We start from the raw sequence: 25271 nt of genomic DNA on the forward strand, positions 1-25271 counted from the left end.
GGGCCCGCGCGCCAATGGGCGGGGGGGGCCCCCTGGCCCCGTCTATATTTCTCTCCCCGGGGGGGCTGGGGCGGTTTTTCTATTCCCGGCTTTCAAATCCCGGGGCGCCCCCCCGGGCGGGGGGGGCACGAGGGCAGCATGACCGTATATTCCGTCAGGCACATCACCCAATACAGCTACAAACGCCCGGTCACCTTCGGCCAGCATCGGGTGCTGTTTCGCCCGCGCGACAGCTTCGACCAGCGGCTGCTCGACGCGACGATGGTGGTCGAGCCGACGCCGGCGCGGGTGCGCTGGATACACGACGTGTTCGGCAATTGCATCGCGCTGGTCGATATAGAGGGCGCGTCCGATCATCTCCGCTTCGAGACCAATATCCGGCTGGATCATACGCCCGAGGTGCCCGTCGAGTTCGAGATGGACAGCGAGGCGCTGACCTATCCTTTTTCCTATGAAGAGGACGAGCTTCCCGATCTCAGCTGCACCATCGCCCGCTCCTACGACGATCCCGAGGGTGCGGTGGCGCTTTGGGCGCGGCAGTTCACTGGTGCGGGCGCTTCAGTGCAGACGGGGCACATCCTGATGACGCTCTGCTTCTCCATCCGCCAGAGCTTCGTTTATGCGCGCCGCGTCGAGAGGGGAACGCAAACGCCTGTCGAGACGCTGCAGCGGCGGCAGGGGACGTGCCGGGATTTCGCGCTGCTGATGATGGAAGCGGCTCGGTCTCTCGGTTTCGCCGCGCGTTTCGTCACCGGCTACATCTACGTACCTGATCGCGACGGATCGCGCACGCTCGGCGGCGGGTCGACGCATGCCTGGTGCCAGGTCTATTTGCCGGGCGCGGGCTGGGTGGAGTTCGACCCGACCAACGGCATTGTCGGCAATCAGGACCTTATCCGCGTCGGCGTCGCCCGCGATCCGCACCAGGCGATCCCGCTCTGGGGGAGCTATGACGGCACGAGCGACGACTTCGGCGACATGTTCGTGCAGGTCAACGTGACCACCGAAACATGATGCCGTTAACCGGCCGTCGAACGTGGAACCGATCGGTGCCGGTGACGTTCCCTGAAAGCGCGCCAATGCCGCCGCGCCGCTTTTTCGAGAAGGAACGATCATGAAGATCCACGCCGGTTTCACGATAGGGTATGAATGCGTGCAACCGACGCCGATGCTTCTCACCCTCAACATCCATCCCTCAAGACGGGTCGATCTTTTGACCGAGCAGGTGCTGGAGTTCGACCAGCCTATCGACGCCTGGGGCTACACCGACGATTTCGGCAATGCCTGCACCCGCATTGTGGCGCCGGCGGGGACCACCACCATCTCGACCAGCTTCGACATCTACGACAGCGGCCAGCCCGATGTCATACCCGTCGATGCCGTCCAGCATGAGATCAAGGATCTGCCCGACGACGTGCTCGTCTTCCTGCTCGGCAGCCGCTACTGCGACACGGACCGGCTCGCCGATTTCGCCTGGGAGACCTTCTCGGCCACCGCGCCCGGATGGACCCGCGTGCAGGCGATCACCGATTTCGTGCACGGGCATATCCGCTTCGACTACATGAACGCCGATCTCCTGCGCACCGCGCATGGCGGCTACACGGACAGAACCGGCGTGTGCCGGGATTTCGCGCATCTGGCGATTACGCTTTGCCGCTGCATGAACATTCCCGCGCGCTACTGCACCGGCTATCTCGGCGATATCGGGGTTCCCAGGGACCCGGCGCCTATGGATTTCAGCGCCTGGTTCGAGGTCTATCTCGGCGGCCACTGGCACACGGTGGATGCGCGCCACAACACGCCGCGCATCGGCCGTATCCTGATGGCGACGGGCCGCGACGCCACCGACGTCGCGATCTCCACGGCGTTCGGCCCGGCGCGGCTGGCGCAGTTCGAGGTCGTTACCGATGAGATTGCCAACGGCGAGATCGTCACCGGCGACACGGCGTCGCCGCCGCTCAATGCCGGCGTTTTGCCTAGCTCTGGGACTGACTCTGAGATTGCCCCTGGTCCGCGACCTTGACGATCACCTGCAGTTTTTCGCCCGGCGTGCCGATGCGCATGCCCGAGACGGGCGCGGCGTCCTTGTAGGAAAGGCCGCTGGCGATGCGGACATAGCGCTCATCCGGGCAGATCTTGTTGGCGGGATCGAAGCCGACCCAGCCGAGGCCCGGAATATGCGCTTCCGCCCAGGCATGGGTTGCCGCCTGCTCGATCTTTTCTTCCATCATCAGGTAACCCGAGACGTAGCGCGCGGGAACGCCGAGCGCATGGGCGGCGGCGACGAAGATGTGGGCGTGGTCCTGGCAGACGCCGGTCTTCTTTTCCAGCGCCTGTTCGGCCGTGGTTTCGACGTCGCTGGTGCCGGGCTGGTAGTTCACCGTCTCGTGGATGGCGCCCATCAGCGCATGCATGCGGCCAAGCTCGTTGTCGCCGCTGACGCCCTTGATGAGCTCCTTCACCAGCTTGCCGGGCTTGGTGCGCGGCGTGTCGCGCAGGAAAAGCCACAGCGGGCAGAAGCCTGTGTGCGGGCCGGTGACGCCGTTCAGATCCTCGGTCTCGACCTCGCCCTCGGCGACGATGCGCGTCACCTGCTGCTCGCCTTCCAGCGAGACCAAGTTGACGTGGTTGCCGAACTGGTCGTCGTACTCGACTTCAGGCTTGGCGCCCTCGACATGCAGCGACCAGTTCAGCACCTTCTGGCCGGGGCCCGATGGCGGGGTCAGCCGCAGGCGCTGCAGCGAGAAGGCGGAGGGTTCGTCGTAGCGGTATTCGGTGACGTGGCTAATCTTCAGTTTCATGTCGCGACCCGCCTATGCGTAGAACCGGTAACCGTCGGAAATTTCCTGTCCGAGCTGGTTGTTGCGTGAGACGAAATCCTCGAGGAATTCGTGCAGGCCCTGATCCATGATGTCCTTGATCGCCTGCTTCTTCAGCGATTGGCGGATGGCGTCGGCGGTGTCGTGCGCCTTCAGCCGCTCGCCGTAATCGGTGGCGAGGTGGCCGAGTTCGCTGGTGATCTTCTCGTAGCAATAGGCGAGCGACCGCGGCATCTGGCCGTTGAGGATCAGGAAGTCGGCGATGTTGGTGGCGCGGTATTCGCCATCATAGGCCCAGCTGTAGGAGCGGTGGGCGGAGACGGAGCGCAGGATCGATTCCCACTGGACGTTGTCGATCGAGGTGCCGACGGCGGAAACGGCCGGCAGCAGCACGTAATACTTCACGTCGAGGATGCGGCTGGTGTTGTCGGCGCGCTCGATGAAAGTGCCGATGCGGGCGAAGTTGTAGAGCTCGTTGCGCAGCATCGAGCCGTGCAGCGCGCCGCGGATCAGGCCGGCGCGGTGCTTGATGACGTCGATCGCCTGCGGCAGATCGGCCGGCTTCAGCCGCTTGGACAGGAGATCCTTGAGCTCGATCCAGAACTCGTTGGTCGCTTCCCAGGTCTCGCGGGTCAGCGCCGTGCGCACCATGCGGGCGTTGTTGCGGCCGAAATCGACGCAGGACATGACGCTCGACAGGTTGGTGCGGTCGCGCAGCAGGTAGTCGATCGCGTCGGGGCCGGTGAGCTTCGAATGGCCCTCGTCATAGGCTTCGCGGACGCCGGCGCTCTGCAGCACGCCGTCCCAGTTGTCGTCGCTGCCGCTGCTTCTGGTGAGCGACATGCGGATGCCGGCATCGATGAGGCGCGCGATATTCTCGGCGCGCTCGAAGTAACGGAACATCCAGTAGAGGCCGTTTGCGGTTCTTCCGAGCATCAGATCAATCCTCCAATACCCAGGTGTCTTTGGTGCCGCCGCCCTGGCTGGAATTGACCACCAGCGAGCCCTGCTTCAGCGCCACGCGGGTAAGGCCGCCGGGAATGATCTGCACCTTGTCGGAGACCAGCACGTAGGGGCGCAGGTCGACGTGGCGCGGCGCGATCCCCTTGTTGACGAGGATCGGCACCGTCGATAGCGAGAGCGTCGGCTGGGCGATGTAGTTGCTCGGCTTGGCGCGCAGCTTCTCGGCGAAATCGGCGCGTTCCTTCTTCGACGCGGTCGGGCCGACCAGCATGCCGTAGCCGCCGGAGCCGTGCACTTCCTTGACGACGAGTTCTTCCAGGTGCTCCAGCACGTATTTGAGGCTGGAGGCCTCCGAACAGCGCCAGGTCGGCACGTTTTCGAGAAGCGCCTTGCGGCCGGTGTAGAACTCGACGATCTCCGGCATGTAGGAATAGATCGCCTTGTCGTCGCAGATGCCGGTGCCCGGCGCGTTGGCGATGGTGATGTTGCCGGAGCGGTAGACGTCCATGATCCCGGGGATGCCGAGGGCGGAATCCGGGCGGAAGGTCAAGGGATCGAGGAAGTCGTCGTCGACGCGGCGGTAGAGCACGTCGATCGCCTCGTAGCCGCGCGTGGTGCGCATCTTCACCTTGCCGTCGATGACGCGCAGATCCGAACCCTCGACCAGCTCGACGCCCATGGTGTCGGCGAGGAACGAGTGCTCGTAGTAGGCGGAGTTGTAGATGCCGGGTGTCAGCACGGCGACGCGCGGCTTGCCCTTGCAGCCGGGAGGGGCGAGCGAGGCGAGCGACTGGCGCAGCAGATAGGGGTAATCCTCGACCGGGCGGACCTTGTTCTCGTGGAACAGCTCCGGGAACATGTGCATCATCGTCTCGCGGTTTTCCAGCATGTAGCTGACCCCCGAGGGCGTGCGGGCATTGTCTTCCAGAACGTAGAACTGGTCCTCGCCGGTGCGCACGATGTCGGTGCCGACGATGTGGGTATAGACGCCGCCGGGCGGGCGGAAGCCGATCATCTCGGGCAGGAAGGCATCGTTCTTCTCGATCAGCTCGCGCGGAATGCGGCCGGCGCGGATGATCTCCTGCTTGTGGTAGATGTCGTCGAGAAAGGCGTTGAGCGCGATGACGCGCTGCTCGATGCCCTGCGCGAGCTTGCGCCATTCGCGGCCGGAGATGACGCGGGGGATGATGTCGAAGGGGATGAGCTTTTCGGAACTGTCGGCGTGGCCATAGACGGCGAAGGTGATGCCGGTCTTGCGGAAGATGTTTTCCGCATCGCGGGATTTGGCGATCAGATGAGCGCGATCCTGATTATTGTACCACTCAAAGTATTTTTCATATGGCTGTCGAGGGCTTTCGTCCCCGGTGATCATTTCATCAAATGCCAAAGGTGTGGCTCCCCTTTTTTCTTCATTTGAGTACAACGGAGAAAGCAATGCAAGAACCATGCTCAGTTCAAACGGAAGATTCCTAAAATCGTAACGATCGGCCGAAAGAGCCGAAAAACTGAGCATTTTCGGGAAGCTAGCGCCGGAGCGGCAAAGAGCAATTGTATCTCGTCGCTTAAAACATGAGCATGTGATTATTTTCCACGCGTGGCGCGATTTATTTTCGGGCGATCGGGATGTGGAAGCGGTTTTCCGACGGCTTCAATGAAACTTACAATAAGCATCAACGCTTCGCCTTTGACTGCCGGCACCCGCAGCGGCTATCTCGGCCCATTTCCGTTTTCCAAGGCCGCCCATGTCGCTCGATCGCCTCGCACCCGCCATCTTCGTTCTTCTCTGGTCCACCGGCTGGGTGGTGGCGAAATACGCGGCCATTCATTCCGAGCCTTTCACCTTTCTTTCCGCGCGCTTCGCGCTGTCGGCGGTCGCGTTTCTGGCGCTCTGTCTCGTGCTCAGGGTGCAATGGCCGGATAGGGCGGTGATGTGGAAAGCGATCTATTCGGGCCTCTTCCTGCACGGCTTTTATCTCGGCGGCCTGTGGTGGGCGATCGCCAATGGCGTGCCGGCGGGCATCTCCGGCATCATCGCGGCGCTGCAGCCGCTGTTGACGGCGATGGCAGCACCGCTGCTGATCGGCGAAAGGCTGCAGCCGGTGCAGAAGGCCGGGCTCGCGCTCGGCTTCGTCGGCATCGCAATCGCCATCTCGCCGAAGCTCTTCGACCCCGCCAACGCCAATCTCGCCCATGCCCTCGTGCCGCTCGCCATCAACCTCCTGGCGATGGCCTCGGTCACCTATGGGACGCTCTATCAGAAGAAACATCTGCAGGCCGGAAATCTGCCTGCCATCGCGACGCTGCAGTATGTCGGCGCGCTCATCGTCAGCGTACCGTTGATGCTCAGCTTCGAGCACATGCATTTCGATGGCTCGGCAACGGCGGTCGCGGCCCTCGTGTGGTCGGTCTTCGGCCTGTCGATGGGTGGCGTCGGGCTGCTTCTCTATCTGATCCGGCGCGGACAGGTGTCGCGCGCGGCCTCGCTGATCTACCTGATGCCGCCGACCGTGGCGCTGGAGGCCTTCATCGCCTTCGGCGAACCGCTGACCCGGCCGTTCATCATCGGCACCATCGTGGTCGTCACCGGCGTCTATCTGACCAACCGGCAGGCGGCAGCGCCGCTGCGCGAGCAGGCGCAGTAAGCTCCGAGCAGGCACAACAGAAAACGGCGGGATCTCTCCCGCCGTTCGTTGTTCAATCGCGTCTAAGAATTACGCGCGTTCGCGGCGCTGGCCGCCATTGCCGCCGCGCGAGGGGCCGCCGCGGCGGTTGCCGCCGTTGCCTTCGCGACGTTCGCCGCCACCGTTGCCGGTGTGCTGCTGGCCACGATCTTCGCCAGCCTTGCGGGCCGGACGGCCCTGGCCGTTGCGGGGCGCATTGCGGGCGCCGCCGCCGGGCTGGTGGCGGTTGGCGTCGCCATGGGCGTGGTTGCCGTGCTGGGGACGCTGCTGCTTGCGGGCCTGGCCTGCGCCACGGAAATCCGAGGTCGAGGCGAGATCATTGTCCGGGCCTGCCGTGACCGGCGCGACTTCGCCGCGACGCTGGCCGCGGAAATCCTCATTGCGCTGGGGCTGGCGTTCCGGACGCGGACGACGCTCGCGGCGTTCCTCGTTGGCGCGCACTTCCTCGCCAGCTTCCGGGCGCGGACGGCGCTCGGGGCGGCCGGCGCGGGCGTTGCCACGGCCTTCACCACCACGACCTTCACCGCCGCGACCCTGGCCCTGGCCACGGTTGCCGCCATTGCCGCGCTTCGGCGCCGCGTTCATGTTGGCCGGCGCTTCGCCAGAGGCAACCGCGATCGAGATGTTCATCAGGCGCTCGATATCGCGCAGCAGACGGGTTTCATCCGGTGCGCAGAAAGCGATCGCGATACCATCGCGTCCGGCGCGCGCCGTACGGCCGATACGGTGGACGTAGGCGTCGGGCACTTCAGGCAGGTCGTAGTTGTAGACGTGGCTGACAGCCGGGATGTCGATGCCGCGGGCCGCGACGTCGGTCGCGATCAGCGTCTTGATATCGCCGTCCTTGAAGGCCTTCAGCGCGCGCTCGCGCTGACCCTGGCTCTTGTTGCCGTGGATCGAGGCGACGGAGTAGCCGACGTGCTCGAGATGCTTCATTAGCTTCTCGGCGCCGTGCTTGGTGCGCAGGAAGACGATGGCGCGGCCATCGGGGTTCTCGGAGAGCGACTTCTTCAAGAGGTCGGTCTTGTCGTTCTTGCCGTTGACGAAGTGAACATACTGCTCGACCTTGTCGGCGGCCTTGCCCGGAGGCGTCACTTCGACCTTGACCGGGTCGGTCAGGAAGTCGGCGGCCAGATCGGCGATCGCCTTCGGCATCGTGGCGGAGAAGAGCATCGTCTGGCGACGCTTCGGCACCATCTTGGAGATCTTGCGGAGATCATGCACGAAGCCGAGGTCGAGCATCTGGTCGGCTTCGTCGAGCACGAGGTAGCGCACGGCGGTCAGGCCGATGGCGCGACGGGCAACGAGATCGAGAAGACGGCCGGGGGTGGCGACCAGGATGTCGGTGCCCTTTTCAAGCTGCAGCTGCTGCTTGTTGATCGATACGCCGCCGACGACGACGTTGATGCGCAGATGCGACTTGCGCAGGAAGTTCTTCAGGTTCTGGGCGATCTGGTTCACCAGTTCGCGGGTCGGCGCCAGGATGAGCGTACGGGTGGTACGGTTGTCGGGGCGGCGTTCTTCCGGGATCAGCTTTTCGATCAGCGGCAGGCCGAATGCGGCCGTCTTGCCGGTGCCGGTCTGGGCGAGGCCGATCAGGTCGCGGCCTTCGAGAAGAAGCGGGATCGCCTTTTCCTGGATGGGGGTCGGCTTTTCGATGCCGAGCTGGAAAAGTGTGGCGACGATCGGCTTGGAGACACCAAGCGATTCAAAATTGGTCAAGTCATAACCTTTTTAGGGCGCGCCAAAACAAAATCGCCGGAACGCGGGGGTGCGGTCCGGTGTTACTCTGGCGTCAAGCACCCCGCGTGAAGTGGGAACTTGTCTTGTTGGAAAAAGCTTTCCAGCGCTTCTGCCGCGTCCCTTGGGATGCGGTCAATTCGAAATGCGCTTTTGTCCTTCTTCCTGCATCCTATTTGCTGGCAGGGGCACGCTCACGCGGCGGCCGGAAGGTGAAAGCTGGCCTGCATTTGGTCTAGTTCGGCCGGAAAGTCAAGGGGAGGGGCGCAAAAGGCCGAGCAGGACCACGGCGCGGGAGGCGTATCGCGCGCCGTGGTCGGGCAAACGGCTGACGTGTCAGTACGGGCAGACGCGAACGCGGTAGGCCTCGCCCCATCCGTTGCGCCGCCATTCGAGATGGCAGGTGCGATAGGGCTGGACATAATGCGTGCGGTAGACCGGATAGGCGCGGTAGGGCCGGTATGCCCTGTAGGGATATCCGTAGCGATAGCCATAGGCATAAGGATAGCCGTAACCGTCGGGATAGCCATATGTGTAGGGGTAGGGGCGCAGCGCCTGCGACAGCAGCACGCCGCCGACGAAGCCGGCCGCGGCGCCGCCCCAGGCGTAATGTTCATGCGCCATCGCCGGCGAGGCCGGTGTCAGCGTCGCCGCCGTGAGTGTGAGCAGGATAGAGCCGGTTGCCATGCTTTTATGAAGTACGGACATGTTCGCCTCCTATAGCGGAAGAGTTGTTCTTGGGCGTCGGCAGCAGAAGGTTGTGGCCGCCTAAGAAATGGCTGCGATTTTAGCACGATTTTCGAGGTTTTGCTTGGCGATGACGGGAGCATCAGCCGCTGCAACCACGCATGCTCTTCTTCTACTCTTCTCAATTTGCAGCGTTATTTTTATCCGGCCGGGTCATGGTTAATTCGTTGTTAAACGCCTCTCGACTATGGTCGATGACGTAGCAATTTGCCTAGTATTTTCATGGTGGAGCAGGTGTTTTTGGGACCGAACGGGGACATTCTCGAACTGGCATGCCGCCGGATCGCGGATCTGGACAACCCTGCCTATGTCAAGAACAGCGAGCTGCGCTATGTCGCGGTCAACCAGGCCTATGCGGATTTCTTCGGCAAGGAGATTTCCGATTTCATCGGCCGCCGCAGCCGCGAGCTGTTCGATCGCCCCGATGAGCAGGACCGCGAGGACAAGGAGCGCCGCGCGCTGGTGTTCGGCAGCGAGGAAAGCGCGCTCTGCTTCGACGCGACAGGCGATCTCCATGACCGCGTTCGGATCGAGAGCTTCGCGCTGTCGGACGAACGGATCTATGTGCTCGGCATGTTCGAGGAAGCGCGCAAGGCGGCGCGGCCGAAATGGCCGGCGACGCGAGCGCTCAGTGAAATCAACACGGATATCGACTTCCTGCGCGATGTGATCGAAGCGCTTCCGGTTGCCGCTTTCGTGCGCGACGAGGATCACCGCCTAGTCTACGCCAACGCATCTTACGAACAGTTGACGGGACTGCCGCGGGCCGAGGCGCTGGGCAAGACCGAGCGCGAGATGTTCGGCAAGGCGGCCGGCGACATGGTGAGCCGCGGCCATGTGCAGGCGCTGGCCAAGGGCGAGGCGCGCGATATCGAGAGCCTGGTTCCCGGCGCCAAGGGCGGGGTCTATCCGATCCTGGCGCAGATCAACCGGATCAGTGGCGACGACGGCCGGCATTATACGGTCGGCTCCTTCTCGGATGTCTCGCTGCTGAAGGAGCGAGAGAGCGCGCTCATCGCCGCGCAGGCGCATACCGAAATTCTTCATCGCGACATGGCGCGCGTGCTGAACTCGCTGCCGGTCGGCGTTCTGATCCTCGAGAGCGATCTGACGATCCGCTATGGCAACCACGCCTTCTACACGATCTCGGAGCTGCCCGAGGGCCTCTTTGACGGCAAGGGCTTTGCCGAGCTTGTGGAGTACAATCACACGCTGGGGCGCTATCCGCCCGGTGTGACGGCCGAGGAGATACTGGCGCGGCGCACCGATCAGTTCCGCTCCGACCAGCCGGCGGCGGCCGAGATCAACTGGGGCGACAAGTTCCTGCTGGTCGACAGCCGCAAGATCTCGACGGACCGCATCCTGCTCACCTATGCCGACGTCTCGGCCGTGCGCCGGCACGAGCGCGAAATCCACGCTGCCCGCGAAGAGCTCGAAAACCTCGGCGAGCTGATGGGTGACGCGACGCATGCGATGTCGCAAGGGCTGCTTGTGCTGCAGGATGGCGAAATCCTGCTCAGCAACGATGCGCTGGCCGGGATGCTGGACCTTGGCTGCGAGCACGTCGCGGTCGGGCGCAACTGGCGCGAGATGCTGGCCTTCTGCGGCAAGCGCGGCGACTTCCCCGAAGATTCCGATCACCTGCTCAACGACATCGGTCAGGCGCTTGCCGACGGCCAGCCGGCGTCGCATCTGTTTCGCGTGCCCGATGGCCGCTGGGTGCAGATGGACGTCATGGTCAGCGCGCGCCGGCACTGGGTGGTGCTCTTTACCGACATTTCGGCGATGAAGATCCGCGAAGGCGATCTCGAAAGCCTGCTTGAACGCGCGGAAGTCGCCGACCGCGTAAAGTCGGAGTTCCTCGCCAATATGAGCCATGAAATCCGCACGCCGATGAATGGCGTTCTCGGCATGGCGGAACTGCTGTCGAAGACCAACCTTGATACGCGCCAGAAGACCTTCGTCGATATCATCACCAAATCCGGCAATGCGCTGATGACCATCATCAACGACATTCTCGACTTCTCGAAGATCGATTCCGGGCAGATGACCCTGCGGCGCGTGACCTTCGATCCGATCGAGGCCGTCGAGGACGTGGTGACGCTGTTGTCGTCGCTGGCGGCGGAAAAGAGCATCGAGCTTCTGGTGCGCGTCACGCCTGATATGCCTGCAGCCATCATCGGCGATGCCGGGCGTTTCCGGCAGATCGTTACCAATCTTGTCGGTAACGCCGTCAAGTTTACCGAGCGGGGCCATGTGCTGGTCGAGCTCGGCTATGTCGCGGGTGCTGCCGACGAGATCATGGCGACGCTGCGCATTGAGGATACCGGGATCGGCATGCCGAAGGACCGGCTGGACCAGATCTTCGGCAAGTTCTCGCAGATCGATTCCTCCTCGACGCGGCGTCATGAAGGCACCGGGCTTGGGCTGGCGATCACCGCCGGTCTCGTCGATCTCTTCGGCGGTTATATCGAGGTCGACAGCGCTGTCGGCGAAGGCTCGGTCTTCACTGTCACCCTGCCGTTTACAGTCGGCGCCAAGCGGGCCGAGCCGCGGCCGCTGCCGGTCAATGTGCGCGGCGCGCGCGTGCTTGTCATCGACGACAACGCCGTCAACCGCCAGATCCTGACCGAGCAGCTTACGCAATGGGGCTTCGATGGCGCGGCCGCCGAAGACGGCGTCGAGGGGCTCGCCATTCTAGAGGAAGCCTTCGCACTCGGCGTTTCGATCGATGCGCTTGTTCTCGACTACCAGATCCCCGGCATGAACGGCGCCGATATCGCCCGCCTGCTGCGCGCCGACGAACGCTTCGCCGACCTGCCGATCGTCTTCCTGACCTCGATGGATATCTCCGGCACCGAGAAGGAATTCGCGGCGCTGAACGGCCAGGCGCATCTGATGAAGCCGGCGCGGGCCAACGTGTTGCGCAATACCATCGTCGACGTCGTCCGGACCAACCGGATCAGGCTGGCGCCGACGCTGCGCCCCGTTATCGAGGCGCCGCCGCTCGAACCTGAATTGTTGCCGGAACCGCTCAGCGAAAGACTTCCGCCGTCCTTCATCGACGTGCTCGTCGCCGAGGACAACGAGGTCAACCAGATCGTCTTCACGCAGATCCTGCAGGCGACTGGTCTGAACTTCCTCGTCGTCAAGAATGGCGAGGAGGCTGTCGAGGCCTGGGAAGCCTATACGCCGCGCATCATCATGATGGATGTGTCGATGCCCGTGATGAACGGCCACGACGCGGCGCGGCGCATCCGCGAGCTCGAGCGCGGGCAGGGGCACCGCGTGCCGATCATCGGTGTCACGGCGCACGCGCTCGACGCCGACCGCGATCTCTGCCTCGATGCCGGCATGGACGACTACATGGCCAAGCCGATCAGCCCGGAACTGCTGGAAGAAAAGATCGCGCTCTGGCTCGGCAAGGAAGGCCGCGCGAGCGGGATTTCGCTGAGCTAGCCTAGCGCTGGCCCAGCTCTGGAGGGCTAACCCTCGGCGCGCTTGACGCCGCAGAGCATTTCGCGCTTGCCGGCGAAACCGGGACGGCGCTCGACCGCGAAGCCCGCCGCACCCAGATTGCGCCGCACGAAACCGGCGGCGGCGTAGGTCGCGAAGGTGCCGCCTGGGATCGTCTTTTCGCAGACGAGCGTCATCAGCTCCTGCGACCACATATCGGCATTGCGCGAGGGCGCGAAGCCATCCAGATACCAGGCATCGAAACCCGCTTCGGCGGCGGCCACGCCGTCGAGCGCCCGGCCGCAGACGACGCTGAGCGTGGTCTGCTCGTCGAGCTTCAAGGACACGGTGCCCTCGGGCATATCCGGCCAGGCCGAGACCAGCGCGATGCGCTCGGCGTCGATCTCCGGCCAGTGCGACAGCGCGCGGTCGATTTCGTCACGCCGCATCGGGTAGAGCTCGAAGGACATGAACTGCAGATGCTGGCCTTCGGCGCGCTTCAGCTTCCAGTTCCGGAAGGTCTCGGCGAAGTTCAGGCCGGTGCCGAAACCGAGCTCGCCGATCAGGAAGCTTTGCGCCCCAGTCCAGCGCTCGGGCAGGCCGTTTCCGGCGAGGAAGACATGGCCGCATTCGAGGCGGCCGTCGGTCTGGCAATAAAAATGGTCGCCAAAGGCCGGCGAATAGGGCATATCGCCGTCGCGCCATTCAAGCGGCCGGTTCGCCATCTCAGCCTGTGCCAAATTAATCTGATCGGGATCGATGTCTGTCATGTCAACAGCCGATAGTCCGGCCTTGCCCTCGGGTCAATCGTCCACTGATCTGTTGATCGTCGGCGGCGGCATCATGGGGCTTTGGGCGGCCGTTCACGCCGAGCGCATGGGGATCGACGCGGTACTGATCGATGCCGGCGTGCTTGGAGGCGGGGCGAGCGGCGGTCTGCTCGGCGCGCTGATGCCGCACATGCCGGACAAATGGAACCCGAAGAAGCAGTTTCAGTTCGATGCGCTGGTGGCGCTGGAGGCCGAGGTGGCGCGGCTGGAGGCCGAGACGGGCCTCTCAACGGGCTATCGCCGTTCTGGCCGCTTGATCCCGATGCCCAAGCCGCATCTGCGCGATATCGCGCTCGGACATTCCGCCGATGCCGACAGCCACTGGCATGCCGATGAGCGACGCTTCCATTGGAATGTGATCGATACGCCTGATGTATCCGGCTGGCCGGACGCTTCCGGTATGGAGGGCGGCTTCGTGCATGACACCTTGGCCGGCCGGGTGGCGCCACGATCGCTAACGGCTGTGCTCGCAGCCTTTCTCCGCCGTGCCAAACATGTGCGCATCATCGAGAATTCAGTCGTTCACGGCATAGATGCGGAGCGCGGGATCGCCGAGACCGATACCGGTGCGATTGCCTTCGGACATTGCATCGTCGCGGCCGGCTACCAGTCGTTCCCGCTTCTGGCGCGCGACACGGCAGGGCTGACACAGCCGCTCGGCCAGCCGGTGAAGGGCCAGTCGGCGCTTTTGAAGGCCGATATCGATGCTGGCTTCCCGACCATCTTTCGCGACGGGCTTTATGTGGTGGCGCATGAGGGCGGGCATGTCGCGATCGGCAGCACCAGCGAGAACCGCTTCGATGCACCCTTTTCGACCGACGGGCAGCTGGATGTGCTGGTCGAGAAGGCGCGGGTGCTGGTGCCCTTGCTGCGCGATGCGCCCGTTATTGAGCGCTGGGCGGGGCTGCGGCCAAAGGCGATCGACCGCGACCCGATGATCGGTCCGCATCCCGCGCATGAGAGATTGCTGGCGCTGACCGGTGGCTTCAAGGTCAGCTTCGGGCTCGCGCACCGGCTGGCCGAGGCGGTTGTGCACATGGCTGTTGGCAGCGCGATACCGTTTGCGGTGCCGGAGAGCTTTCAGCTGATCAATCATATTCACGTCGCTTCACGCTAAAGTGCCTCGCGATCGCTTGAATCTTCCCGTTTCGCTTACGCTTTTCCGTTTTACGCTGTCTTATTCCTGAAATCAGCAGCCACTTTCGCGAGATATTTTGCAATTCACGTTAAACGTGAATTAGCACTCGCTATCCTTCGTCAATCTGTCATGCAAATCGCCTATCTGCTTGCAAAACGGCGGCGCGCTGACGAGTCGCGCCTGGTGCCGACGGAGATAATTGCATGCGATACGCCATCTGCTTCACGCCCGCCGCGAATGACCCGCTTTCGCATGCGGCCGCCAATTGGCTCGGCCGAAACGTGTTTTCCGGCGAGATGGTCGAGCCCACGGCGATCCGCGGGCTCAGCATCCACGAGGTCGCCTTTCATACGGCGGTGCCGCGGCGCTACGGTTTTCACGGCGCGCTGAAGGCACCATTCCGGCTTGCGACCGACATGTCGGAGCCGCAACTCCTGCGGGAACTGATGCGCTTCTGCGGTACGCTGACGCCGTTTTCCATTCCGCGGCTCGAGGTCGCGCGCACCGGTAGTATCTTCAGCCTGGTGCCGTCGCTGCCCTGCGACAACGTCCAGTATCTGGCATCCTCGATCGTGCAGCAATTCGACCAGTTCCGCGCGCCGCTCAGCGATGCGGATATCGAGCGTAGCGATCCGGATGGGCTTTCAGCGGCGCAGTTCGCCAATCTGCATCGCTGGGGTTGCCCCTATGTGATGGACGAATTCCGCTTCCATATGCCTTTGACCGGTCCGGTCAGCCTGATCGACATGTCGCGCATCGAGCGTTCGCTGCGGAGCGTTTTCGAGCCGGTTCTCATCGATCCCGTGAAGATATCGAACGTGGCGCTGATGGTCGAAGAGGGCAATGGCGGGCCGTTCCGGGTGCATTCGCTGCATCCGATGGGCAAGGTCAGCGCGCGGCGCGAGCGGGTTCCCGTTCCCGCCTAAGCGGTTGTGCCATAAAGGCAAAACTCTGTTGCGCAGTTTCCGTCTCGACATTCGCTCTTGAGGTGTTACCGTTCGCCGACTTTCTGGAAGGTGATTTCATGGTATCCGAGACCTACCCGCGCAATCTCGTCGGCTATGGCCGCAACACCCCCGACCCGAAATGGCCCGGCGGCGCCAATATCGCCGTGCAGTTCGTCATCAATTACGAAGAGGGTGGCGAGAGCTGCATTCTGGATGGCGACGCGGCCTCGGAAAACCTGCTGTCGGAGATCGTCGGCGCGGCCGCCTGGCCCGGCCAGCGCAATCTCAACATGGAATCGATCTACGAATACGGCTCGCGGGCCGGTTTCTGGCGGCTGTGGCGGATGTTCACCGAGCTCAAGGTGCAGGCGACCGTCTACGGCGTGACGCAGGCCATGGCGCGCAACCCCGAGGCGGTGGCGGCGATGAAGGAAGCCGGCTGGGAAATCGCCAGCCACGGCTACCGCTGGTTGGAATACAAGGATTTCCAGGAGGAGCTGGAGCGCAAGCATATTCACGAAGCTGTGCGGCTGCACACCGAACTAACAGGCGAGCGGCCCTATGGGATGTACCAAGGCAAGCCATCCGACAACACGCTGCGGCTGGTGCAGGAGGAGGGTGGCTTCCTCTATTCGTCGGACAGCTATGCCGACGACCTGCCTTTCTGGGTGAAGGGGGTCGACGGCAGGCCGTTCCTGATCATCCCCTATACGCTCGAAACCAATGACATGCGCTTTGCGACGCCGCAGGGCTTCAATTCGGGCGACCAGTTCTTCACCTATCTCAAGGACGCGTTCGACACGCTCTATGAAGAAGGTGAGGCCGGCAGCCCGAAGATGATGTCGATCGGCCTGCATTGCCGGCTTGTCGGCCGCCCGGGCCGCGCGGCGGCGCTGAAGCGCTTCATGCAATATGTGCTCGACCACGAGAAGGTGTGGATGCCGCGCCGCATCGAGATCGCCGAGCATTGGCACAAGCACCACAAGCCGGAGGCCATCTGATGATCGCGCGCAACGAATTCATCTCCCGTTTCGGCGGCGTCTTCGAACACTCGCCCTTCATCGCCGAGCGGGCCTTCGACGACGGCTTCGTCGGCGAGACGCTTGATGTCGACCGCGTGCACACGGCGCTGGTGGCGATCTTCCGCGCCGCGAGCCCGGAGGAGCGCCTCGGCGTTCTGCGCGCCCACCCGGATCTCGCCGGCCGCCTGGCGATCGCCGGCGAGCTGACGGAGGACAGCAAAAAGGAACAGGCCGGCGCCGGCCTCGACCGGCTGAGCCCCGAGGAGCATCAGCGCTTCACCGAACTCAACCGCGCCTATGTCGAAAAATTCGGCTTTCCCTTCATCATCGCGGTGAAGGGTCTCGACAAACAGGCAATCCTTTCGGCGTTCGAAAAGCGCATCGACAACAGCCGCGACGCGGAATTCGAAACGGCGACGGCGCAGGTGGAGCGGATTGCGTTGCTGCGGCTTGAGGCGCTTCTGCCCTCGCGCTGAGCGACGCCGCTTTTCTCTTGTCCGTCCGCCGCTTATAGTCGTCGAGAGGGAGCGAGTGCGATGAGACCATCGGAAGTGCTGGAGCAAAACAGGCAGGCGATCCGCGAGGCGACGACGCGCTTCAACGCGACGAATCCGCGTGTGTTCGGTTCGGTGGCGCGGGGCGAGGATCGGGCGGATAGCGATCTGGATATTCTGGTGGACGCGTTGCCCGGCGCGACACTTCTTGATCTCGGCGGTTTGCTCGATGAACTGGAGCAGATGATGCTGGGTACGTCGATACACCTTATGATACCGGGCGACTTCCCCGAAGATGTCCGACGCCGCGTCCTCGAAGAGGCCAAACCGATATGAGTTCGACCATTATTCTTGCCGAGTGGTAACGTGAGAAGACGATGAAACCATCCGAGGTGCTGGAGCAAAACAGGCAGGCGATCCGCGAGGCGACCAAGCGCTTTAACGCGGCGAACCCGCGTGTCTTCGGCTCGGTGGCGCGCGGCGAGGATCGGGCGGATAGCGATCTCGATATTCTGGTCGATACGCTGCCGGGAACGTCTTTGTTCGATCTTGGCGGGCTGCTTGAGGAATTGAAGGATATTCTGGGAGTGAAGGTGGATCTGGTGACGCCGGGCGGCTTGCCTGAGAACATTCGCGAGCGTGTTCTTTCGGAAGCGACCTGCATATGAGCGCGGAGAGGCTGGTCGATTATATCGGCAGGATGCAGGCCGCCGCCGAACAGGCGCGGATGCTCACCGAAGACATGGATGAACAGGCTTTCCTGTCCGACGTGCGCACGCAGCTTGCGGTGACCATGTCGCTGGTGCTGCTCGGCGAGGCGGCATCGCGGATCGCCAGCAATCATCCGGAGTTTCCTCGTGAGCATGAGCAGATACCCTGGGCGCAGATCCGGGGCATGCGCAATCTCATGGTCCACGATTATTATCGCGCCGATTTGCCCGCGATCTGGACCACCGTGCGTCGTGACCTGCAGACGCTGATTTCCGAGCTCGAATCCCTACGCCACTGGCGCATACAAGGCGAATGACCGACGTGACAGACTTCCTCGATATCCAGCCGCTGACCAAAGCCGCCTTCGCGCCGTTCGGCGAGGTCATCGAAGCCGATCCTGATACGATGCGGTATATCAACAACGGCACCACAGAGCGGTTTCATGCGCTGGCGTCGGCCGACGTCGTGGGCGAGGGCGCTCGAGTGATCGTCAACCTGTTTCGCGGGCAGCCACGCGATTTTCCTTATGAAGTCGGGATGATGGAGCGGCATCCTTTCGGCAGCCAGAGTTTCTCGCCGATCTCCGGCCGGCCGTTTCTGGTCGTCGTGTCCGAGGACGAGGGCGGCAAGCCGGGGCGTCCGCAGGTGTTCCTGGCGCAAGGCGATCAGGGCGTGAATTATGGGCGCAATGTCTGGCACCATCCCTTGATGTCGCTTGGCGCCGTCAGCGATTTTCTGGTTGTCGATCGCGACGGGCCGGGCAACAATCTGGAAGAATATTTCTTCGATACTCCCTTTGTCATCAGCGAGCCCATTTCATGACCGGATTGACCACCCATGTCCTCGACACCGCCTCCGGCAAGCCGGCTGAGGGTTTGAAGATCGAGCTCTTCCATATCGAGGCCGAGGTTCGCAGGCATGTGAAGACCGTCGTCACCAATGCCGATGGCCGCGTTGATGGCGGGCCGATCCTTGTTGGCGAGAGTTTCAAGGCCGGGACCTACGAGCTTCTGTTTCATGCCGGCGATTATCTGCGCGGCACTGGTGCTGCCCTCCCGCATCCCGCCTTCCTCGACCTCGTGCCGATCCGTTTCGGCATCGCCGACGAGAGCGCGCATTATCACGTGCCGCTGTTGATCTCGCCCTATGGCTATTCGACTTACCGCGGGAGCTGAGCGATGCGTTTTGCCGCGATCGCCGATGTGCATGGCAACCATCTGGCGCTGGAAGCCGTGCTTGCCGATATCGAAGCGCTTGGGATTTCCGAGATCGTCAATCTCGGCGATTGTTTGAGCGGGCCGCTAGAGGCCGGCAAGGCGGCGGACAGGCTGATGTCGCTTAATGCGCCGACGGTACGCGGCAATCACGACCGCTACCTGATCGAAAGCCCCGCCGACGCCATGCCCTCCTGGGAGCAGCATGCCTTTGAACAGCTTTCGGCCGAGCATCTCGGCTGGCTGCGAAGCCTCCCGTTCAGCGCCGTCTATCGCGACGAGGTCTATCTCTGCCACGCAACGCCTCGGCATGACGAGACCTATTGGCTGGAATCCGTCTCGCCTGATGGGCATGTCTTCCTGAAGCCTCTCGAGGAGATCGAGGCGCTGGCCGAGGGGATCGAGCAGAAGCTGATCCTCTGCGGCCATAGCCATGTACCGCGCATGGTGCGGCTCAGCGACGGGCGCCTGATCGTCAACCCCGGCAGCGTCGGCTGCCCCGGCTACAGCGACGACACGCCCTATGAGCACAAGGTCGAAGCCGGGCATCCGCTGGCCTCCTACTGCGTCATCGAAAAGACCGCGTCCGGCTTCGCGCCGCAGTTCCGGACCGTTGCCTACGATCATATAGCGATGTCGCGGCTGGCGCGGGAGAACGGGCGGCCGGATTGGGCGGGTGCGCTGGCAACGGGGTGGGTGCGGTAAAGCTAAGCCGCCGCATTGCGCTCGATCTCGTGCTTCGCGGCCTTGGCGAGAAAGGCGGAGCGCGAGAGGCCGGCTGCGGCGGCGACCGCGTCGATGCGGGCCAGAACATCTTCCGGCAGCGTCACATTGATGCGCACGGCCCTGCTTGAGGCGGCTTTCAGAGAGACGAGGATAACGACGCCGTCCTTATTCTCTGGGTTGGCCATGACGGTTTCGAGCGAAGAGGGTTGTGGAAGCGTCTCGCCGTCCTCGATCAAGCCTTCGACGTGAAATGCCAGGGCTTCCTCGGCCATTTCGCGCGCCTCATCCAGCGTCGAGCCAGCCGTGATGGCGCCGGGAAAATCCGGAAAGGAGACGCCGTAGTCGCTTGCTGCATCCTTGTGGATCAGTCCGATATAATTGCGCATGATCACCTCAACTTCAGGCCCGACTGCCTCTCGATGCTGCGCAGCGTCCCGATCGGAGTGTCCCGTTTGGGATGCGGCACCGTCACGCGGCCTAGCTTGTCCGCGTGCTTGAACTGGGCATGACTAAAACTGGCGATTGCTGGCCTTTGCGGCCGACCTCGAACCAGCCGGCTTTCAGCAGCAGGGCAATGACGTCGGCGCTCTTCATCGGGCGAAATTATACACAATGATGTGTATAATTCAAACCGCGCCTACTGCCGCCCAACGATGATCGACGAGTTTACATCCTTGATGTCGCGCTTGCCGCAAAGGGCCATGGTCACGTCCATCTCCTTGCGCAGGATGCTGAGCGCCAGCGTAACGCCTTCCTTGCCCATGGCGCCGAGGCCGTAGAGGAAGGGGCGGCCGATGTAGGTGCCTTTGGCGCCGAGCGCCACGGCCTTCAACACGTCCTGGCCCGAGCGGATGCCGCCGTCGAGATGCACTTCGATCTTGTCGCCGACCGCGTCGACAATTCCCGGCAGCATGCTGATCGAGGAGGGGGCGCCGTCGAGCTGCCGGCCGCCGTGGTTGGAGACGATGATGGCGTCGGCGCCGGTGTCTGCTGCCGCCTTCGCATCCTCGACATCGCAGATGCCCTTGATGATCAGCGGGCCACCCCACTGTTCCTTGATCCAGGCGACATCGGCCCAGGAGAGCTGCGGGTCGAACTGCTCCGCCGTCCAGGAAGACAGCGAGGAGAGGTCGGAGACGTTCTTGGCGTGGCCGACGATGTTGCCGAAGGAGCGGCGCTTGGTCTGCAGCATGTCGAGGCACCAGAAGGGGCGCGTCGCCATCTGCCAGATGTGCTTGGGCGTGAACTTCGGCGGCGCGGAGAGGCCGTTGCGCAGGTCCTTGTGACGCTGGCCAAGGATCTGCAGGTCGGCGGTCAAGACCAGTGCCGAGCACTTGGCGGCCTTGGCGCGGTTGATCAGGTTCAGCACGAAGTCCTTGTCCTTCATGACATAAAGCTGGAACCAGAAGGGTTTGGTCGTCGCCGAGGCGACATCCTCGATCGAGCAGATGCTCATCGTCGACAGCGTGAAGGGAACGCCAGCCTCTTCGGCCGCCTGCGCCGCCAGCATCTCACCATCGGCGTGCTGCATGCCGGTCATGCCCGTCGGGGCGAGCGCCACCGGCATCGACACCTTCTGGCCCACCATCGTCGTCTCAAGCGTGCGGTTCGTCATGTCGACGAGCACGCGCTGACGCAGGCCGATCTTGGCGAAATCGCTCTCGTTGGCGCGGTAGGTCTGCTCCGTCCAGGCGCCGGAATCGGCGTAGTCGAAGAACATCTTGGGCACACGGCGCTGGGCAAGCGATTTCAGATCGGCAATGGTGAGAGGTTTGGTCATGGATAAGACTTTCACATCTGAATAATGCAACCGGCCATATCACATATAATTTACATCCGAAACGGTATCTTTCGTGCCGCTCTGAAGCTCCTCTATGGGATCAGCAACAGGCTGCCGCTGCTCAATCCTGCCTCCAGTTCGGTATGGGCCGCGGCGGCATCTGAAAGGGCGAATTCGCGGGTGGGAAGCGTGAGAATGCCGAGCCGGATCGCCTCGATCGCCGCCGTCGCCGCCTCCAGGTAGAAGGCCGGATCGGCGCTCGCCGCCATGATGCTTGGGTGCGACAACGACTTGTTCGGGCGCAGCGCCTCTATCGCCACCGGCGGTATCGGTCCTGCCGCCTGGCCGAAGCTCGCGGCCATGCCGAAGGGGCGGATGCACTGGATGGTCTTCGCCAGCATTTCGCCGCCGATACCATCATAGCCGACATCGACGCCGCGCCCTGATGTCAGCGCCATGACGTCTGCGACCAGATCGGCATCGCGGCCGATCACCAGATGGTCGGCGCCGTTCGCGGTCGCGAGTGCCGCTTTTTCCGCGCTGCTGACGGTGCCGATGACGGTGGCGCCGAGGTGCTTGGCCCAGCGCACCAGAAGCGTGCCGAGACCGCCGGCTGCGGCATGCACCAGGATGGTGCTTTCAGGCGTCACCGTGTGGATCCGGTGGAGCAGCATATAGGCCGTCATGCCCTTGAGCATCATGGCCGCGGCCTGCTTCGAGCCGACATCATCGGGCAGGCGGATGGCGCGGTGGGCCGGCAGCAGACGGGTCGAGGCATAGGCGCCGACGGGGGCGCCCATATAGACGACGCGGTCGCCCGGAGAGACCGTCGTTACCTCTGAGCCGACCGCCTCGACCACGCCAGCACCCTCGGCGCCGATGACGGCGGGGTAGGCGGGGAGCGGATAGAGGCCCTTGCGATGATAGATGTCGAGGAAGTTGACGCCGATGGCGTCGTGGCGGATGCGGATCTCGTTCGGCCTTGGCGCCTGCAGTTCTTGCGGGGTGATCTTCAGCTGCTCGATGCCGCCCGGGGTGGCGAGGGTGATTGCGATATCCATGTCCAGTCTCCTGTGTCGGTCTGGCGCTGAAGATGGGGGATGGTTGCGTGATTGAAAATTCCCTATGATCTCACGTCACTTGGGAAAAAATGATCAATGCTGGATTGGGAAGATCTGCGCCATCTGCTGGCGCTGTCGCAACTTGGAACCTTGTCGGGTGCCGCGCGGGCGCTTGGGGTTGAGCATGCGACGGTATCACGGCGGGTGGCGCATCTGGAGCGCGAGATCGGCGCCAAGCTGGTTGACCGGCGCGGGCGACGCATTCTGCTAACGGCGGAGGGGGTGCGTGTCGCCGCGATCGCCGAGCGCATGAGCGCCGATGCCGTGACCATCGCGCGCGGCGGCATCGGCGCCGATCAGACGCACATCGGCGAGGTCCGCATCAGCGCGCCGCCGGCCTATGCGGGCGCGGTTCTGGCGCCGCCGCTGGTGCGGCTGAGAGCGCGCCATCCAGGCATTCGCGTCACGCTCATCGGCGAAACGCGCTATGCCTCGCTCGGGCGGCGGGAGGCCGATATCGCCGTGCGGCTTAATCGGCCTGAGAGTGGCGATCTGACCGTCTCGAAGATCGGCGAGGTGGGTTTCCATGCCTACGCGGCATCAGGCTATGCTGAGACGGTCGACGAGCGCGACTGGACTTTCATCGGCTATGACGAGGGGATGGCGTCGTCGCCGCAGGAGGAGCGGCTGGCGGAGATCGCCGCCGGTCGGCCGATCGCGATCCGGGCCTCGACGCTGGAGTTTCAGGTGGCGGCGGTCAGGGCCGGCGGCGGCGTGGCGCTGCTGCCCGATTTCATCGCGGAGGGCCAAGGGCTAGCGCGGCTTGATCTTGATGGCGCCGATATCACGCGGGATCTGTGGCTTGTCGTCCATAGCGACATCAAGGATGTGCCGCTGGTGCGGGCGGTGATGGATGCGCTGCGCGAGCGTTAACGGTGATCGTTGGCTGGCGAAATGCGGATTTCCTGTTCGGCGGATGTCGGAATAGCTCGGCCCGATCCGTCCTTGGGGAGAACACAAGAGGAGGAAGCGATGCGAGAGTTGATCCTGGCCATGGCGATGACGCTCGATGGTTTTGTCAGCGGCCCCGAGGGTGAGACCGAGTGGATTTTCACCGGCGACGAGGAAGCGATCGCCTGGAAGGTCGAGAACGCCTGGAACGCCAGCCTGCACATCATGGGCAGCCGTACCTTCGAGGGGATGGCGCGCTTCTGGCCGACATCGACCAACGTCTTCGCACCCGCGATGAACCAGATCCCCAAGGCGGTGTTTTCGAAGAAGGGCGCCGCGATCCTGCCGAAAGCGATCGACGCGGCGCCATCAGGCGAGCCGCGGCCCGGCGCCGATAGCTGGAGCAAGGCCTATGTGGCGAGCGGCGATCTCGCCGAGGAAATCGCCAGGCTGAAGGCCGAAGACGGCAAGCCGATCATCGCCCATGGAGGCGCTACCTTCGCGCGCAGCCTCATCGCCCATGATCTGGTCGATCAATATATGCTGATGGTCTATCCGCTGGCGCTCGGTCGCGGCCAGCCGATCTTTTCCGATCTGGCGCAGCCGAGGCAGTTGCAACTGGTCAGCACGCGCGTGTTTCCCAAGGGCGCCATCGCGCAGGTCTATCGGCGGGCCTAAAGCGCCCCCTTCGCCGCCACACCCGCGACATAGGTCTCGGCGATGGCGCGGTCGTCGCCCATGGTCTGCAGCAGGAAGAGTTCTTCCGGCAGCGTCTTCACCACTTCCATCTTCAGCGCCATGGCTGGTGTCGCGCTAGCATCAAGCACCACCACGTCGGCATCGGTGCCCTTGTCGAGCGTGCCGATGCGGTCGACCAGCGACAGCGATTGCGCGTTGCCAAGCGTCATCAGGTAGTAGCTTTCCAGCGGGTTCAGGCGCTCGCCGAGCAGCTGCTGGATCTTGTAGGCCTCGTCCATGGTGCGCAGCATGGAATAGCTTGAGCCGCCGCCGATATCGGTAGCGACCCCGATCCTCACCGGCTTGTCGCGGCGCATCAGCGCCTTCATCGGGAACAGGCCGGAGCCGAGGAAGAGGTTGGAGGTCGGGCAGTGGACGGCGATGGCGCCGGCCTCGCTCATCGCGTCCGCCTCGCGCTCCGACAGGTGGATGCAGTGGCCGAAGAGCGTCTTGTCGCCGAGCAGGCCGTAGCGGGCGTAGATGTCGGTGTAGTCGATCGCCTCAGGATAGAGCTCGCAGGTGAACTTGATCTCGTCGTGGTTCTCGGAGAGGTGCGTCTGAATGTGCAGGTCGGGGAATTCGCGGGCGAGCGCCTGCGTCGCTTCCATCTGGGCGGGCGTCGAGGTGATGGCGAAGCGCGGGGTGATGGCGACGTGGTTGCGGCCCTTGCCGTGCCATTCCGCGATGATCTCTCGGGTTTCATCATAGCCCATCTGGGGCGTGTCGAGCAGGCCCTGCGGGGCGTTGCGGTCCATCATCACCTTGCCGCCGACCATGCGCATGTTGCGCTTCATGGCTTCGGCGAAGAAGGCGTCAACGGAGGTCTTGTGGACGGAGCAGTAGGCGACCGCCGTCGTCGTGCCGTGGCGGATCAGCTCGTCGTAGAAATGCGTGGCGATACGCTGAGCATGCGCGCTTTCGACGAAGCGGCATTCCTCGGGAAAGGTGTAGGTGTTCAGCCACTCCAAAAGATTGGCGGCGTAGGAGGCGATCACCTGCATCTGCGGGAAGTGCAGGTGCATGTCGATGAACCCGGGCATGATCAAATGCGGGCGGTGGTCGATCTCCTGTGCATCGGCCGCGGCCTTCGCCTTGACCTCGGCATAGGGGCCGCTTTCGACGATGACGCCATTATCAATCAACAGGCCGCCATCGGTCTCGTAGCGATAGCTTTCGCTGTCAGTCAGGCTCTGGGGTGCCCTGACGAAGGAGAGCAGGCGGCCGCGGAGAAGGGTTTGGGTCATGGGCGTTCG

The 25271-nt window shown here is 63.4% G+C and carries 25 protein-coding genes and 2 pseudogenes; 16 read left to right on the forward strand and 11 right to left on the reverse strand.

All coding sequences use genetic code 11. The annotated features are described in order from the left end of the window. The first annotated feature begins 138 nt into the window (after positions 1-138). A complete protein-coding gene (locus ACCD05_RS26820; protein WP_413396564.1) occupies positions 139-1014 on the forward strand; it encodes a transglutaminase family protein in 876 nt (291 codons plus the stop codon). Between the two features lie 100 nt (positions 1015-1114). Continuing rightward, positions 1115-1915: pseudogene (locus ACCD05_RS26825) on the forward strand (transglutaminase-like domain-containing protein); the annotation flags it as partial. A 61-nt stretch (positions 1916-1976) separates the two neighbouring features. Here ACCD05_RS26825 and ACCD05_RS26830 read toward each other — a convergent pair. From ACCD05_RS26830 to ACCD05_RS26840, 3 genes are read right to left on the reverse strand one after another with little or no spacing between them, the layout of a single operon-like run. Beyond that, a complete protein-coding gene (locus tag ACCD05_RS26830) occupies positions 1977-2801 on the reverse strand; it encodes a transglutaminase family protein (RefSeq protein WP_413396566.1) in 825 nt (274 codons plus the stop codon). Between the two features lie 12 nt (positions 2802-2813). Next, entirely contained in the window at positions 2814-3755 is a 942-nt protein-coding gene (locus ACCD05_RS26835; RefSeq protein WP_413396568.1) for an alpha-E domain-containing protein, read from the reverse strand. Between the two features lie 4 nt (positions 3756-3759). Further along, positions 3760-5169, reverse strand: coding sequence for a circularly permuted type 2 ATP-grasp protein (locus ACCD05_RS26840; RefSeq protein ID WP_018897244.1), 1410 nt, complete (start codon positions 5167-5169; stop codon positions 3760-3762). A gap of 355 nt (positions 5170-5524) precedes the next feature. Here ACCD05_RS26840 and ACCD05_RS26845 point away from each other — a divergent pair, with 355 nt between their 5' ends. Further along, positions 5525-6424 (forward strand): DMT family transporter, encoded by a 900-nt coding sequence (locus tag ACCD05_RS26845; protein ID WP_413396571.1) that lies wholly within the window; start codon positions 5525-5527, stop codon positions 6422-6424. 69 nt (positions 6425-6493) lie between these two features. Here the strand turns inward: ACCD05_RS26845 and ACCD05_RS26850 are convergent, their stop codons facing one another. Beyond that, the gene (locus ACCD05_RS26850) at positions 6494-8185 is read right to left on the reverse strand and encodes a DEAD/DEAH box helicase (RefSeq protein ID WP_413396573.1); all 1692 of its coding nucleotides are present in this window, start codon (positions 8183-8185) and stop codon (positions 6494-6496) included. 354 nt (positions 8186-8539) lie between these two features. Beyond that, a complete protein-coding gene (locus ACCD05_RS26855) occupies positions 8540-8911 on the reverse strand; it encodes a hypothetical protein (protein ID WP_413396575.1) in 372 nt (123 codons plus the stop codon). 279 nt (positions 8912-9190) lie between these two features. Here ACCD05_RS26855 and ACCD05_RS26860 point away from each other — a divergent pair, with 279 nt between their 5' ends. Beyond that, positions 9191-12409, forward strand: coding sequence for a response regulator (locus ACCD05_RS26860; RefSeq protein ID WP_413396645.1), 3219 nt, complete (start codon positions 9191-9193; stop codon positions 12407-12409). 26 nt (positions 12410-12435) lie between these two features. Here ACCD05_RS26860 and mnmD read toward each other — a convergent pair whose 3' ends face one another. Then, positions 12436-13176: a tRNA (5-methylaminomethyl-2-thiouridine)(34)-methyltransferase MnmD gene (mnmD, locus tag ACCD05_RS26865; RefSeq protein ID WP_413396577.1), complete on the reverse strand. Its 741-nt coding sequence runs from the start codon at positions 13174-13176 to the stop codon at positions 12436-12438. Between mnmD and ACCD05_RS26870 the strand changes: the two genes are divergently transcribed. The 10 genes from ACCD05_RS26870 to ACCD05_RS26915 all read left to right on the forward strand — a co-directional run bounded on the left by ACCD05_RS26870 (position 13175) and on the right by ACCD05_RS26915 (position 19467). Then, on the forward strand, positions 13175-14353 hold the full coding sequence (locus tag ACCD05_RS26870; protein WP_413396579.1) for an NAD(P)/FAD-dependent oxidoreductase: 1179 nt from the start codon (positions 13175-13177) through the stop codon (positions 14351-14353). The two genes, mnmD and ACCD05_RS26870, sit on opposite strands and share 2 nt — an antisense overlap. 224 nt (positions 14354-14577) lie before the next feature. Further along, the gene (locus ACCD05_RS26875) at positions 14578-15300 is read left to right on the forward strand and encodes a DUF1045 domain-containing protein (protein WP_018897252.1); all 723 of its coding nucleotides are present in this window, start codon (positions 14578-14580) and stop codon (positions 15298-15300) included. Positions 15301-15398: 98 nt separating this feature from the next. After that, positions 15399-16322 carry an allantoinase PuuE gene (gene puuE, locus ACCD05_RS26880; protein ID WP_413396581.1) on the forward strand — a complete coding sequence of 308 codons (924 nt, stop codon included), beginning with the start codon at positions 15399-15401 and terminating at the stop codon, positions 16320-16322. Beyond that, positions 16322-16819 (forward strand): 2-oxo-4-hydroxy-4-carboxy-5-ureidoimidazoline decarboxylase, encoded by a 498-nt coding sequence (gene uraD / locus ACCD05_RS26885; RefSeq protein WP_413396583.1) that lies wholly within the window; start codon positions 16322-16324, stop codon positions 16817-16819. Before puuE ends, uraD begins: the two co-directional genes overlap by 1 nt. A 60-nt stretch (positions 16820-16879) precedes the next feature. Continuing rightward, positions 16880-17173 carry a nucleotidyltransferase family protein gene (locus ACCD05_RS26890; RefSeq protein ID WP_413396585.1) on the forward strand — a complete coding sequence of 98 codons (294 nt, stop codon included), beginning with the start codon at positions 16880-16882 and terminating at the stop codon, positions 17171-17173. A 41-nt stretch (positions 17174-17214) separates the two neighbouring features. Beyond that, on the forward strand, positions 17215-17505 hold the full coding sequence (locus ACCD05_RS26895) for a nucleotidyltransferase family protein (RefSeq protein WP_413396587.1): 291 nt from the start codon (positions 17215-17217) through the stop codon (positions 17503-17505). Then, positions 17502-17864, forward strand: coding sequence for a DUF86 domain-containing protein (locus ACCD05_RS26900; RefSeq protein ID WP_047506317.1), 363 nt, complete (start codon positions 17502-17504; stop codon positions 17862-17864). The genes ACCD05_RS26895 and ACCD05_RS26900 overlap by 4 nt, the downstream gene beginning before the upstream one ends. 5 nt (positions 17865-17869) lie before the next feature. After that, positions 17870-18370, forward strand: coding sequence for an ureidoglycolate lyase (locus ACCD05_RS26905; RefSeq protein ID WP_413396647.1), 501 nt, complete (start codon positions 17870-17872; stop codon positions 18368-18370). Beyond that, positions 18367-18723, forward strand: a complete 357-nt coding sequence (gene uraH / locus ACCD05_RS26910; protein WP_047506311.1) for a hydroxyisourate hydrolase — start codon at positions 18367-18369, stop codon at positions 18721-18723. Before ACCD05_RS26905 ends, uraH begins: the two co-directional genes overlap by 4 nt. A 3-nt stretch (positions 18724-18726) precedes the next feature. Continuing rightward, a complete protein-coding gene (locus ACCD05_RS26915) occupies positions 18727-19467 on the forward strand; it encodes a metallophosphoesterase family protein (RefSeq protein ID WP_413396589.1) in 741 nt (246 codons plus the stop codon). Positions 19468-19469: 2 nt separating this feature from the next. Here the strand turns inward: ACCD05_RS26915 and ACCD05_RS26920 are convergent, their stop codons facing one another. The 4 genes and pseudogenes from ACCD05_RS26920 to ACCD05_RS26935 all read right to left on the reverse strand — a co-directional run bounded on the left by ACCD05_RS26920 (position 19470) and on the right by ACCD05_RS26935 (position 22329). Continuing rightward, positions 19470-19874, reverse strand: a complete 405-nt coding sequence (locus ACCD05_RS26920; RefSeq protein ID WP_413396591.1) for a type II toxin-antitoxin system HicB family antitoxin — start codon at positions 19872-19874, stop codon at positions 19470-19472. Between the two features lie 2 nt (positions 19875-19876). Further along, positions 19877-20082: pseudogene (locus tag ACCD05_RS26925) on the reverse strand (type II toxin-antitoxin system HicA family toxin). Positions 20083-20125: 43 nt separating this feature from the next. Next, positions 20126-21268 carry an L-lactate dehydrogenase gene (locus ACCD05_RS26930; RefSeq protein WP_413396593.1) on the reverse strand — a complete coding sequence of 381 codons (1143 nt, stop codon included), beginning with the start codon at positions 21266-21268 and terminating at the stop codon, positions 20126-20128. Between the two features lie 92 nt (positions 21269-21360). Beyond that, positions 21361-22329: a quinone oxidoreductase family protein gene (locus ACCD05_RS26935; RefSeq protein ID WP_413396595.1), complete on the reverse strand. Its 969-nt coding sequence runs from the start codon at positions 22327-22329 to the stop codon at positions 21361-21363. A 96-nt stretch (positions 22330-22425) separates the two neighbouring features. Between ACCD05_RS26935 and ACCD05_RS26940 the strand changes: the two genes are divergently transcribed. Beyond that, positions 22426-23262 (forward strand): LysR family transcriptional regulator, encoded by an 837-nt coding sequence (locus tag ACCD05_RS26940; protein ID WP_413396597.1) that lies wholly within the window; start codon positions 22426-22428, stop codon positions 23260-23262. A gap of 99 nt (positions 23263-23361) precedes the next feature. After that, positions 23362-23958, forward strand: a complete 597-nt coding sequence (locus ACCD05_RS26945; RefSeq protein ID WP_413396599.1) for a dihydrofolate reductase family protein — start codon at positions 23362-23364, stop codon at positions 23956-23958. On the opposite strand, the gene guaD is transcribed toward ACCD05_RS26945, so the two are convergent. Beyond that, complete coding sequence (gene guaD / locus ACCD05_RS26950) at positions 23955-25262, reverse strand: guanine deaminase (RefSeq protein WP_413396601.1); 1308 nt, start codon at positions 25260-25262, stop codon at positions 23955-23957. The two genes, ACCD05_RS26945 and guaD, sit on opposite strands and share 4 nt — an antisense overlap. Positions 25263-25271 lie beyond the last annotated feature (9 nt).

Source organism: Rhizobium sp. Rhizsp42 (assembly GCF_047304155.1).
GTDB lineage: Bacteria > Pseudomonadota > Alphaproteobacteria > Rhizobiales > Rhizobiaceae > Rhizobium.

Coding starts and splice junctions, on each gene's coding strand:
- ACCD05_RS26820 (WP_413396564.1), top strand. CDS start 139: ATGACCGTATATTCCGTCAGGCACATCACCCAATACAGCTACAAACGC.
- ACCD05_RS26830 (WP_413396566.1), bottom strand. CDS start 2,801: ATGAAACTGAAGATTAGCCACGTCACCGAATACCGCTACGACGAACCC.
- ACCD05_RS26835 (WP_413396568.1), bottom strand. CDS start 3,755: ATGCTCGGAAGAACCGCAAACGGCCTCTACTGGATGTTCCGTTACTTC.
- ACCD05_RS26845 (WP_413396571.1), top strand. CDS start 5,525: ATGTCGCTCGATCGCCTCGCACCCGCCATCTTCGTTCTTCTCTGGTCC.
- ACCD05_RS26855 (WP_413396575.1), bottom strand. CDS start 8,911: ATGTCCGTACTTCATAAAAGCATGGCAACCGGCTCTATCCTGCTCACA.
- ACCD05_RS26870 (WP_413396579.1), top strand. CDS start 13,175: ATGTCAACAGCCGATAGTCCGGCCTTGCCCTCGGGTCAATCGTCCACT.
- mnmD (WP_413396577.1), bottom strand. CDS start 13,176: ATGACAGACATCGATCCCGATCAGATTAATTTGGCACAGGCTGAGATG.
- ACCD05_RS26875 (WP_018897252.1), top strand. CDS start 14,578: ATGCGATACGCCATCTGCTTCACGCCCGCCGCGAATGACCCGCTTTCG.
- puuE (WP_413396581.1), top strand. CDS start 15,399: ATGGTATCCGAGACCTACCCGCGCAATCTCGTCGGCTATGGCCGCAAC.
- uraD (WP_413396583.1), top strand. CDS start 16,322: ATGATCGCGCGCAACGAATTCATCTCCCGTTTCGGCGGCGTCTTCGAA.
- ACCD05_RS26890 (WP_413396585.1), top strand. CDS start 16,880: ATGAGACCATCGGAAGTGCTGGAGCAAAACAGGCAGGCGATCCGCGAG.
- ACCD05_RS26895 (WP_413396587.1), top strand. CDS start 17,215: ATGAAACCATCCGAGGTGCTGGAGCAAAACAGGCAGGCGATCCGCGAG.
- ACCD05_RS26900 (WP_047506317.1), top strand. CDS start 17,502: ATGAGCGCGGAGAGGCTGGTCGATTATATCGGCAGGATGCAGGCCGCC.
- uraH (WP_047506311.1), top strand. CDS start 18,367: ATGACCGGATTGACCACCCATGTCCTCGACACCGCCTCCGGCAAGCCG.
- ACCD05_RS26915 (WP_413396589.1), top strand. CDS start 18,727: ATGCGTTTTGCCGCGATCGCCGATGTGCATGGCAACCATCTGGCGCTG.
- ACCD05_RS26920 (WP_413396591.1), bottom strand. CDS start 19,874: ATGCGCAATTATATCGGACTGATCCACAAGGATGCAGCAAGCGACTAC.
- ACCD05_RS26930 (WP_413396593.1), bottom strand. CDS start 21,268: ATGACCAAACCTCTCACCATTGCCGATCTGAAATCGCTTGCCCAGCGC.
- ACCD05_RS26935 (WP_413396595.1), bottom strand. CDS start 22,329: ATGGATATCGCAATCACCCTCGCCACCCCGGGCGGCATCGAGCAGCTG.
- ACCD05_RS26940 (WP_413396597.1), top strand. CDS start 22,426: ATGCTGGATTGGGAAGATCTGCGCCATCTGCTGGCGCTGTCGCAACTT.
- ACCD05_RS26945 (WP_413396599.1), top strand. CDS start 23,362: ATGCGAGAGTTGATCCTGGCCATGGCGATGACGCTCGATGGTTTTGTC.
- guaD (WP_413396601.1), bottom strand. CDS start 25,262: ATGACCCAAACCCTTCTCCGCGGCCGCCTGCTCTCCTTCGTCAGGGCA.